This is a genomic window from Nocardia sp. NPDC050717 (assembly GCF_040654275.1).
Classification (GTDB): domain Bacteria; phylum Actinomycetota; class Actinomycetes; order Mycobacteriales; family Mycobacteriaceae; genus Nocardia.
On record NZ_JBFAHR010000004.1, the window covers coordinates 246303 to 256344 of the forward strand.

10 protein-coding genes are annotated in these 10042 nt (G+C 69.9%); 4 read left to right on the top strand and 6 right to left on the bottom strand.

The window, feature by feature from the left end; translation table 11 throughout:
- Positions 1-4 precede the first annotated feature (4 nt).
- From AB0H56_RS11740 to ctaD, 6 genes are all read right to left on the bottom strand, one after another.
- Entirely contained in the window at positions 5-811 is an 807-nt protein-coding gene (locus AB0H56_RS11740; RefSeq protein WP_357160829.1) for an NUDIX hydrolase, read from the bottom strand.
- A 143-nt stretch (positions 812-954) separates the two neighbouring features.
- A complete protein-coding gene (locus AB0H56_RS11745) occupies positions 955-1788 on the bottom strand; it encodes an ABC transporter ATP-binding protein (RefSeq protein WP_110036206.1) in 834 nt (277 codons plus the stop codon).
- A gap of 59 nt (positions 1789-1847) precedes the next feature.
- Positions 1848-2627, bottom strand: coding sequence for a peptidyl-tRNA hydrolase (locus AB0H56_RS11750; RefSeq protein WP_357160833.1), 780 nt, complete (start codon positions 2625-2627; stop codon positions 1848-1850).
- Between the two features lie 86 nt (positions 2628-2713).
- On the bottom strand, positions 2714-3139 hold the full coding sequence (locus AB0H56_RS11755) for a protease inhibitor I42 family protein (protein ID WP_357160836.1): 426 nt from the start codon (positions 3137-3139) through the stop codon (positions 2714-2716).
- Between the two features lie 81 nt (positions 3140-3220).
- A complete protein-coding gene (serB, locus tag AB0H56_RS11760; RefSeq protein WP_280346865.1) occupies positions 3221-4450 on the bottom strand; it encodes a phosphoserine phosphatase SerB in 1230 nt (409 codons plus the stop codon).
- Between the two features lie 82 nt (positions 4451-4532).
- Entirely contained in the window at positions 4533-6275 is a 1743-nt protein-coding gene (gene ctaD / locus AB0H56_RS11765; RefSeq protein ID WP_357160839.1) for a cytochrome c oxidase subunit I, read from the bottom strand.
- Between the two features lie 326 nt (positions 6276-6601).
- Here ctaD and AB0H56_RS11770 point away from each other — a divergent pair, with 326 nt between their 5' ends.
- The 4 genes from AB0H56_RS11770 to AB0H56_RS11785 all read left to right on the top strand — a co-directional run bounded on the left by AB0H56_RS11770 (position 6602) and on the right by AB0H56_RS11785 (position 9912).
- Positions 6602-7405 carry a VOC family protein gene (locus AB0H56_RS11770; protein WP_357160842.1) on the top strand — a complete coding sequence of 268 codons (804 nt, stop codon included), beginning with the start codon at positions 6602-6604 and terminating at the stop codon, positions 7403-7405.
- Positions 7406-7501: 96 nt separating this feature from the next.
- Positions 7502-8971: a PQQ-binding-like beta-propeller repeat protein gene (locus tag AB0H56_RS11775; RefSeq protein ID WP_357160845.1), complete on the top strand. Its 1470-nt coding sequence runs from the start codon at positions 7502-7504 to the stop codon at positions 8969-8971.
- The gene (locus tag AB0H56_RS11780; protein ID WP_357160848.1) at positions 8944-9312 is read left to right on the top strand and encodes a hypothetical protein; all 369 of its coding nucleotides are present in this window, start codon (positions 8944-8946) and stop codon (positions 9310-9312) included. The genes AB0H56_RS11775 and AB0H56_RS11780 overlap by 28 nt, the downstream gene beginning before the upstream one ends.
- A gap of 180 nt (positions 9313-9492) precedes the next feature.
- Positions 9493-9912, top strand: coding sequence for an AMP-binding protein (locus tag AB0H56_RS11785; protein ID WP_357160851.1), 420 nt, complete (start codon positions 9493-9495; stop codon positions 9910-9912).
- Positions 9913-10042 lie beyond the last annotated feature (130 nt).

Sequence of the window (10042 nt, forward strand, 5' to 3'; positions counted from 1 at the left end):
AAACCTACCGGCCGCCGAATCCGGCCTGCTGCGGGAGTTCCGCGAAATACCGTTCGTTGTCCGGGAAGTCCGAGAGCGGCCTGCCCCCGGCACCGGGTGAGTACCTGGGCATGATCGGCACGATGTCGCGCTCGGCGGCCAGCACGGCGGTCGTGTCGGCGAATCCGCACAGCGCGTCGAGCTGCGACCAGGTCGGCGGCATCAGCACGTGCTCGCCCGCCCGCCAGCTCGCCAGCGCGGCCCGGGGCGTACTCCAGGCGACGTGCGCGGCCTCGGAGGTGGCGCCGTCGGCGATCTGCCCCTGCGGCAGCACCGCGACGAAGAAGTGGGTGTCGTAGCGGCGGGGCTCGGACTCCGGGGTGATCCAGTTCGACCACGGGCGCAGCAGATCGGCGCGCAGCACCAGGCCCTCGGCGGCCAGGAAGTCGGCCAGCGAGAGTTCCCGGCGTTCGAGCTTGCCCCTGGCCTCGCGGTAGCGCGTCGAATCGTCGACGACGGAGTCGGCGGTCGGCCCGGCGAGCAGGACACCGCATTCTTCGAAGGTCTCCCGCACGGCGGCGGCGACCAGTGCCTGCGCCGCCGGCTCGTCGGTGCCGAAACGCTTCGCCCACCAGGCGGGTTCGGGGCCGGCCCAGGCGATGTCGGCGACACCGTCGGTGGCGTCGACCCCACCGCCGGGGAACACGGTGACGCCCGCGGCGAACGCCATCCCCGACACCCGGCGCTGCAGGAACACCTCGAGGCCCGCGCCACCGTCGCGCACCAGCATCACCGTCGACGCGGCCCGTGCGGGCACCCCGGACTCACTCATACCGTTCCTCTCCACCGCCTGATCACCGAGCCGACCACCGCCGACCCGGCTTTCCAGCACCCTAACGCCCGTGTGGTTCGCTCTGCGAACTATTCAGCAGGGCGAGCGGACGCGCGGGACCCCGGCATCCCGCTGAGTGGGCGTCAGGCCCTGCGGTGCTGACCCGCGCGCCGGGCCCGGCGGGCGAACCAGCGCCCGTCGACCCGGTCCAGCGCGATGGACTGGCTGAACGCCGCACTGAGGTTCTCGGCGGTGAGCACGTCCTCGAGCAGTCCCTGCCCCACCACCTCACCCTCCTTGAGCAGCAGGGCGTGGGTGAAGCCCGGCGGGATCTCCTCCACGTGATGGGTCACCAGGACCATCGCGGGCGCGTCGGGGTCGGCGGCCAGATTGCCGAGCCGCTCCACGAGTTCCTCGCGCCCGCCCAGGTCCAGGCCGGCGGCCGGTTCGTCGAGCAGCAGCAGTTCCGGATCGGTCATCAGGGCGCGGGCGATCAGCACGCGCTTGCGCTCGCCCTCGGACAGGGTGCCGTAGGTGCGATCGGAAAGGTGTTCGGCGCCCAGGGTTTCCAGCATGTCGATGGCGCGTTCGGTGTCGATCTCGTCGTAGCGTTCCCGCCACCGGCCCAGCACCGCGTACCCCGCCGAGACGACCAGGTCGCTGACCTTCTCGTCGACGGGGATGCGGCTGGCGACCGCGGCCGAGGACAGCCCGATGCGTGGCCGCAGTTCGGTGACGTCGACGCGGCCGAGCGTCTCCCCCAGCAGATTCGCCGCGCCCGAGGTCGGGTGGACCTCGGCGGCGGCCATTCTCAGCAGCGAGGTCTTGCCGGCCCCGTTCGGGCCGAGCACCACCCAGCGTTCGTCGAGTTCGACTTGCCAGCTGACGGGGCCCACGAGCGTTCGGCCCGAGCGGCGGATGGTCACGTCGGAGAAGTCGATGAGCAGATCGGGATCGGGTTGCGACACGCGCTCCATCTTGGCCCACCGGAGCCGTCAGTGGAACGACCGGCCCGCGCGGGATTCGTCGGCGCTGGTCAGGCGGTGCCGGGGACCGCGATCACCGTCATCGAGCCGGGCGCCACCTCGGTGAAGCCCGCGTCCCGCACCGCCACCGCCCGCCCCGCCGACACCTCGGCCACCAGTCCCGGCCACCGGTCGGGTCCGGCATCGCGCACCGCGCACCGGAATTCGCGCTCGGCCCAGGCCGCGGCCGCCGCCACCGGCAGTGCCCCCGCCAGCAACATGCTCGCGTGACCGACCTGCGCGGCCGCCTTGCCGACCGACATCTCCAGCGCCGCGTTCACCCACAGCACGGGCAGTTCCGGATCGGGCGGGCCGGGCTCGTCGTGGTCGAGGTCGGTGCCGCCGATCTGCAGTTTGCGGATCCGCTGGTCGATCGCGCCGACCGGGCCCGGCACGAAGGCACGCGCCTGGGCGCCGTCGACCTCGATCGTCACCCCGTCGACCGCGCCCGCGGCCAGCCACTGCGCGCCACGGGCCCGGCGCGCGACCTTCCTGATCCTGGACCGCTTCCACGCCAGGTACCGCGATTCCCACTCCCCGCCCGGCCCCGAGCGCGGATCCAGGCACACCGCGACCGCGGCGGCCGCGGCGGCTTCCAGCAGCGCGCTGCGGGCGGGCGGCTCGGCCTTGGGGATGTGCAGCACCATCTGCATGGCCTGCACCATGGCCGGGTCGTCGGGATCACCGGTGCCGCCGTAGCCGCGCGCCAATTCGGCGTGCCTGAGGGCGAATTCGGCCGCGTCGTCACGCTCCCGCGCCTCGGTCTCCACGCTCACGTCCCCGCTGCCCATGCCTCAACACCCGATTCGATCGACACCACCACTGCCGATCAGCCTATCGGCGCCGTCCCGCCGGGGCCGCGACGGGACCGTGCGCGCTAGGCGACCCGCACGGTGATGAGGAACTCCGGCCCTGGCTCGATCGGCGCCTCACTGGCCGGTCCGTACGCGAACTGGATGGTCGAGGTCCCCGGCCCGACGCCGCGGAACGGCCACAGCATGCTGGTGCCCTCCGACACCGGCGGTTCGGGGGCGAGCACACCGCGCTCGACGTTCACCGGCGTCCAGGAGTCGCCGTCGTTCGAGTTCTGCGGCAGCCGGACCAGCAGCCGCTGCCCGAGTTCGAGCGCGACGGTGCTCCCGTTGAACCGCTCGTCGACCTCGACCGCACCCGCGGCGCTCTGCGGCGCCGCGGTCGGCAGCCGGATCGTGGTCGAGGAGAGGTCGCCCGCGCGGTCGTCATCGTCTCCGCACCCGGTGACGGCCACCGTCACCGCGCAGACCGCGAGCAGGATTTTCCGCATGGCACGCTCCCAACGCCGAAGGACACCCTGCGCTGGAGGCTAACGCCGCGACCGGGTTGCGCCGGTCGCGACGCGCCAGGACTACCGGCCGAGCAGCGGAACCCGGCGCACGCCGCCGTCGCGCGCGTCGGCGGCCTCGACCTCGTCGCGGGTCACGCCGAGGATGAACAGCACCGCGTCCAGGTACGGATGCGACAGCGCGGTGTCGGCCACCTCGCGCAATGCCGGCTTGGCGTTGAACGCGACGCCGAGCCCGGCGGCGTTGAGCATGTCGATGTCGTTGGCGCCGTCGCCGACGGCCACGGTCTGCTCCATCGGCACGCCCGCGTCGGCGGCGAACTTGCGCAGCGCGGTGGCCTTGAAGGCCCGGTCGACGATCTCGCCGACCACCCGGCCGGTGAGCTTGCCGTCGACGATCTCGAGCGTGTTGGCCTGCACGAAATCGAGTTCCAGCTCGTGCGCGAGCGGCTCGATGACCTGCCGGAAGCCGCCCGAGACCACGCCGCAGCGGAACCCGATCCGGCGCAGGGTGCGGATGGTGGTGCGCGCGCCGGGGGTGAGCTCGATCCGGTCGGCGACCTCCTCGATCACCGACTCGTCGAGGCCCTCCAGGGTGGCCACGCGCTGGCGCAGCGACTCGGCGAAGTCCAGCTCACCGCGCATCGCGGCCTCGGTGACCTCGCGGACCTGGTCCTCGACGCCCGCGTGCGCGGCCAGCATCTCGATGACCTCGCCCTGGATCAGCGTGGAGTCGACGTCGAACACGATGAGCCGCTTGGCCCGCCGCGCCAGCCCGGCCCGCTCGACGGCGATGTCGACCTGCTCGGCGACCGCCACGTCGGCCAGCGCGGTGCGCAGCCGGGAGTCGGTGTCGGCGCCGGTGTCGGTCGCGGTGACCATCAGTTCCATGCCGGTCACCGGGTAGTCGGCGATGCCGCGGATGGTGTCGATGTTGGCGCCGAGGGCGGCCAGGATCCGCGAGATCGCGCTGAACGCGTGCGCGGTGACGGGCGCGCCGAGCACGACGACGGCGTGCGTCGACATCGGCGGCTTGCCGATCTGCGCGTCGACGGAGACGTCGACCTGCATGCCGACGGTGTTCATCGCCTCTTCGAGGTCGTCCTGCAGCGCCTCGGCGTCGTTCGGGCACGACACCAGCACGCCCAGGGTGAGGCGGCCCCTGATGACGACCTGTTCCACGTCCAGCAGGCTCACCTGATGCTTGGACAGCGCCGTCAGCAGCACGGACGTGACGCCGGGTCGGTCGGGGCCGGTGACGGTCACGAGAACTGTGGTGTCGGCCAAGTCGATCTGCTCCGTTCGATTACCCACAAAAAGAGTGTGCACCTGCTGGTGAACCCAGCAGGTGCACACCCTCGTCTTACGGTGTTTCCTACTTCTTCGCGAGCGCGCCTTCGCTGACGTGCGTGGCGTGCTTGCCCGAGCCCCAGCCCACGTGCGCCTCGGCCTTCATGCGCTCGATCATGTGCGGGTAGTGCAGCTCGAACGCCGGACGCTCCGAGCGGATGCGCGGCAGCTCGTAGAAGTTGTGCCGCGGCGGCGGGCAGGTGGTGGCCCACTCGAGCGAGTTGCCGTAGCCCCACGGGTCGTCCACCGTGACGACCTCGCCGTAGCGGTAGCTCTTGAAGGTGTTCCACACGAACGGCAGCATCGACGAGCCCAGGATGAAGGCACCGATGGTGGAGATCGTGTTCAGCGTGGTGAAGCCGTCGCTGGGCAGGTAGTCGGCGTAGCGACGCGGCATGCCCTCGGCGCCCAGCCAGTGCTGCACCAGGAAGGTGGTGTGGAAGCCGATGAAGGTGGTCCAGAAGTGCCACTTCGCCAGGCGCTCGTCCATCATGCGGCCGGTGATCTTCGGGAACCAGAAGTAGATACCCGCGAAGGTCGCGAACACGATGGTGCCGAAGAGCACGTAGTGGAAGTGCGCGACGACGAAGTACGAGTCGGTGACGTGGAAGTCCAGCGGCGGCGAGGCCAGGATGACGCCCGACAGACCACCGAAGAGGAAGGTCACCAGGAAGCCGATCGACCACAGCATCGGTGATTCGAACGTCAGCTGACCGCGCCACATGGTGCCGATCCAGTTGAAGAACTTCACACCGGTCGGGACCGCGATGAGGAAGGTCATGAAGGAGAAGTACGGCAGCAGCACCGCGCCGGTGGCGTACATGTGGTGCGCCCACACCGCGATCGACAGCGCCGCGATACCGAGGGTCGCGTAGACCAGCGTGGTGTAACCGAAGATCGGCTTACGGCTGAAGACCGGGAAGATCTCGGAGACGATGCCGAAGAACGGCAGCGCGATGATGTACACCTCGGGGTGGCCGAAGAACCAGAACAGGTGCTGGTAGAGCAGGATGCCGCCGGTGGCCGGGTCGTAGATGTGGCCGCCCAGGTGGCGGTCGTAGGCCAGACCGAACAGCGCCGCCGTCAGCAGCGGGAAGGCCAGCAGCACCAGGACCGAGGTCACCGCGATGTTCCAGGTGAAGATCGGCATGCGGAACATCGTCATACCGGGCGCGCGCAGGCAGACCACGGTGGTGAGCATGTTGACGCCACCGAGGATGGTGCCCAGACCGGAGACGGCCAGGCCGAGGATCCACAGGTCGGTACCGACGCCGGGCGAGTGCAGGATGTCGGTCAGCGGCACGTACGCCGTCCAGCCGAAGTCCGCCGCGCCACCGGGGGTCACGAAGCCCGCGGTCGCCATGGTGCCGCCGAACAGGTACAGCCAGTAGCTGAACGCGTTCAGTCGCGGGAAGGCGACGTCGGGGGCGCCGATCTGCAGCGGCAGGATGATGTTGGCGAAGCCGAACACGATCGCCGTCGCGTAGAACAGCAGCATGATCGTGCCGTGCATGGTGAACAGCTGGTTGAACTGCTCGGGCGAGAGGAACTGCAGACCCGGGCGCGCCAGCTCGGCGCGCATGAGCAGCGCCATGAGGCCGCCGACCAGGAAGAAGCTGATCGCCGTCACCAGGTACATGGTGCCGAGCACCTTGGGGTCGGTGGTGGTGACCGCCTTGTACAGGAACGAGCCCTTGGGCCCGGTCCGAGCAGGATACGGTCGAGTCGCTTCCAACTGAGGGACTGGCCTGGGCTCTACCGCAGTCACTGATCCTCCTGAAGATGCCTGTACGTCACTCGCGGGCTCTCCGTCCTCGGGCCAGAGGCAGACGACGGTCAGCATGCGTTGGAGTGAATCGTAAACCGTGCTGCCGCAGCACGACGCGCGGGTCCTACTCTGTGTCGTATTCAGCGCGCCGTAGACGATCCGCGGCGTGTCGAACCGACGCCGTTCTCGATCTTCCTCCGCAGGTCGCGCGGGTGCAACGGATGTCGCCGATGACTTTTCCGCCACCCGGGCGTCATGATCGATGACGGTGGGTGCGCGTCGCCACCGTCTCTGTCGAGCCAGTCCCCCGCAGCCGAGGAGTCGCCATGTCCGTCACCCGCCAGCCCGGTGATCCCACCTGGGTCGATCTCTACACCGCCGATCTCGACCGCGCCATCGCCTTCTACGGCGAACTGTTCGGCTGGACCGCCGAACGCGGCGGCGAGGAATTCGGCGGGTACACCACGCTGCGCAAGAACGGTAAGGCGGTCGCGGGCGCGATGAACCGCAGGCCCGACGACGGCGATCCGTTCCCGGACCGCTGGACGGTGTACCTGGCGTCCTTCGACGCCGTGGCCACGACCAGGCGGGCGGAGAACGGGGGCGGCAATGTGATCGTCGAGCCGATGGCGGTCGGCGATCTCGGCACGATGGCGGTGCTGGCCGATGTCGGCGGGGTGGGCGTCGGCGTCTGGCAGGCCGATCAGTTCCCGGGGTTCGAGGCGATCGGTGAGGTCGGCGGCGGCGTCTGGAGCGAGCACGCCGGGGTGCCGTCGTGGTTCGAGCTGATGACGCGCTCCTATGAGTCCTCGTTGTCGTTCTACCGCGAGGTCTTCGGCTGGAACGACGCGTTCACCGTCGCCGACTCCCCCGAGTTCCGCTACACCACCATCCACGCCACCTCCCCCATGCGCGGCGGCGTGATGGACGGCGGCGACCACCTGCCCGAGGGCGTCCCCGGCGCCTGGACGGTCTACTTCGGCGCCGACGACGTCGACAAGACCGCCGAACTCGCCGAATCCCTCGGCGGCGCCGTCGTCTTCGACCCGATGGACACCCCCTACGGCCGCATGGCCGGCCTCACCGACCCCACCGGCGCCCACTTCAGCATCGGCGGCAACCCCCGCTGAGCGTGGTGGCGACGCGTTGTCGGCGTCGCCACTATGGGCGCTAATCTCGACGCGACACCCGGGGGTGGTGTCGATCGAGTCTTCTTCGGGGGGAACATGTCCGACGATCAGTCCATCGATGACGCGCGTCCGCGGAGTGCGCTGCCGATCCTGGCGGGTGTGGTCGGTGCCGTGCTCCTCGCCGGCGGTGTCGCGCTCGCGCTGTACAGCCAGTTCGTCGCGGCGCCGATTCCGGTGCCGTTGGACGACGACGACGCGGAAACCCGCGATTTCCCCCTCCGCCTCGTCCGGGGCTCCCTCGTCCTCGCGGGAACGGTCGTACTCATCGGGGCCGCGGTGCTCATCGGGACTGCGGTACTGGCCCGTAAGCACCGCGGTGACGAGCGCGTCGCGGGCTTCACCGCCGGTGGCGTACTCGCGATGGTGGCGGTGCTCATTGGTGGCATCGCGTTCGCGGTCACCTCACACATCCCGTCGACGTATCAGCGACTCACCTCGATCTTCGTCGCCACACCGCGGGCGCCGTCCGCCATCGCCGCGCTGGCCCTCGTTCTCCTCGGCGCGGCGCTGGTCTTCGTGCTCGTGGCGACGCCGACGGCCGCGCGCCCCCGACGGTGGGCGCTCGCATCGGCCGTCGTCGTCGGCATCGTGCCGGTGCTCGGCGCCGCCGGGATCGCGGCCCGGCTGGGCGACGACACGAGCTCGATCGATCGAGCCACCGCCGGGCCCCGCCCGGAAACGGCCACGCCCGCGGTGCTCGGACCCGAGCGGTTCCGCCTGCGGCTTCCGGCGGAACCTGGTCAGCCGGGCTCCCGAATCATTTTCACCGGCAACGGATTCGTCGTCTCGGCCCTGGATGGCATCACGATGTACGACGGTGCGACAGGGACCGCGCGCTGGCACTACCGCCGTCTCGGCGTCGGGTCCGACGGCGTGGCGAACGTGCCGAGGATGACCGTTGCCCCGCGCGGCGAGAACGCCGTGCTGACCTACTGGGAGAAGCGTGGCTGGCTGGCCTTCGACACCGCCACCGGCGAACTCCTCTGGACTGCGACGGATCTTCTCGCCGACAGCGATCTCATCGACCGCATGATGCGGGGGAACCTGTTCGCCGTCAACGAGCCCATCGTGCGGGGGAACCTGCTCGCCTTCACCTCCCCCCGTGGGACGGTGACCCGAGTCGACGCCAGGACGGGTCGCACCCTGTGGAGCTCCCCGCCAGAAGCGTCCGGGTGCGCCGCAACCCTGCAGCGTGTCGTCGCCACCATGACCGCGATCCACCGAGTCGAGTCCTGCGGTTACGGCGACAACGCGGCGGTGGTCATCACCGAGCTCGATGATGAATCGGGCGCGATACACGACCAACGCAGTTTCCCCGCACCGACGAGAAAACGCCCTGCTATGCCGAGGTCCAGGTGCGCGACAGCGGGTTCGTCTGGACGACGTGCAGCCACGACGACGGCGAGACCGAAATTCTCCTCCCGCCGAACGGCCCGTTGGCCTCGGCTGTGGTCGTATCGAGCGACCAATACCCCCGTGTGCTCGAGGCGGACAACGACATCCTGATCAGTTCCGCCCGCCCGGACGATCCTGAGGACGGGTGGGCGGTCCTGTCGGCGGCCGACGGAACGCACACGACCGAGCTCGATCGAGCATCGGTCGGGGAGCACGCGCACTTCACCCACGCGACCGCGATGCTCGCCGACCAGGTGGTCGTCGTCACCCGTCGGAACAATGAGTACACGCTGCGCACATGGGACAAGCGGACCGGTCTTCCGGGTCAGGCCAGGCCGGTCACCGTGCCACCGGAGACCGTGGGTCTGCGATGGGTCACCCTCGGGGGCTCTCTCGTGCTGATCGCGACCGACCACGCCTACCGCGACATCGAGATCATCGGCTTCGGTTGACACCTCGTCCGGCATCGCGGAACGAGAACACCCGTCGCCGGGTTCACCACCTTGGGGTGAACATCACGCCCCCTGGGAGTCGGCACCCCAACGCTGGGGTTCCTGTCGGGAAGGCCGCTCGGGGACGAGATTGGAGGTGTACCGAAAAGCACCGCCGACTCGCCCTCGAGGAGACATCCGATGAGCACTCTGGTCACCGCCGACAATGTCATCCAGCTGCCGCGCAGGCAGGCCGGCGCCCCGATCGCCGACGGACATCTCGCCGACGCCGACCTGGACCGCTGGGCCAACCGGCTGGCCCGGCTGCTGCTCACCCGGGGCGCCGCGATCGGTGACCGGATCGCGCTGGCGATCGACGCCGACGTCGAGTCGATCGTCGCCGCGGCCGCGGTCCGCAAGATCGGCGCGACCCCCGTGCCCGTCGCGACGGGCGCGTCCGCCGCCCAGGACGCCCGTTTCGGGATCACCACCGCCGACCGCAGGCCCGAACTCAGCGACGCGATCGACTGGCTGGTCCTCGACGACCAGTGGACGCTGCGGCGCTACCTGGTCAGCTCGGACGCGCCGCTGTCCATCACAGATCTGCGCGCGGCTTCCTGAACCTGTTCCGGTCGGGTCCCCACAGGTTCAGAATGGAGCTTGTGAGTGCGCAGCGGCGAGCACTACCTCTCCGCAGGTAGCGACCCGTCCGGGTCGGGGACCCATGGTGAACACCGAGCTCCACACATGA

Coding starts and splice junctions, on each gene's coding strand:
- AB0H56_RS11740 (WP_357160829.1), bottom strand. CDS start 811: ATGAGTGAGTCCGGGGTGCCCGCACGGGCCGCGTCGACGGTGATGCTG.
- AB0H56_RS11745 (WP_110036206.1), bottom strand. CDS start 1,788: ATGGAGCGCGTGTCGCAACCCGATCCCGATCTGCTCATCGACTTCTCC.
- AB0H56_RS11750 (WP_357160833.1), bottom strand. CDS start 2,627: ATGGGCAGCGGGGACGTGAGCGTGGAGACCGAGGCGCGGGAGCGTGAC.
- AB0H56_RS11755 (WP_357160836.1), bottom strand. CDS start 3,139: ATGCGGAAAATCCTGCTCGCGGTCTGCGCGGTGACGGTGGCCGTCACC.
- AB0H56_RS11770 (WP_357160842.1), top strand. CDS start 6,602: ATGTCCGTCACCCGCCAGCCCGGTGATCCCACCTGGGTCGATCTCTAC.
- AB0H56_RS11775 (WP_357160845.1), top strand. CDS start 7,502: ATGTCCGACGATCAGTCCATCGATGACGCGCGTCCGCGGAGTGCGCTG.
- AB0H56_RS11785 (WP_357160851.1), top strand. CDS start 9,493: ATGAGCACTCTGGTCACCGCCGACAATGTCATCCAGCTGCCGCGCAGG.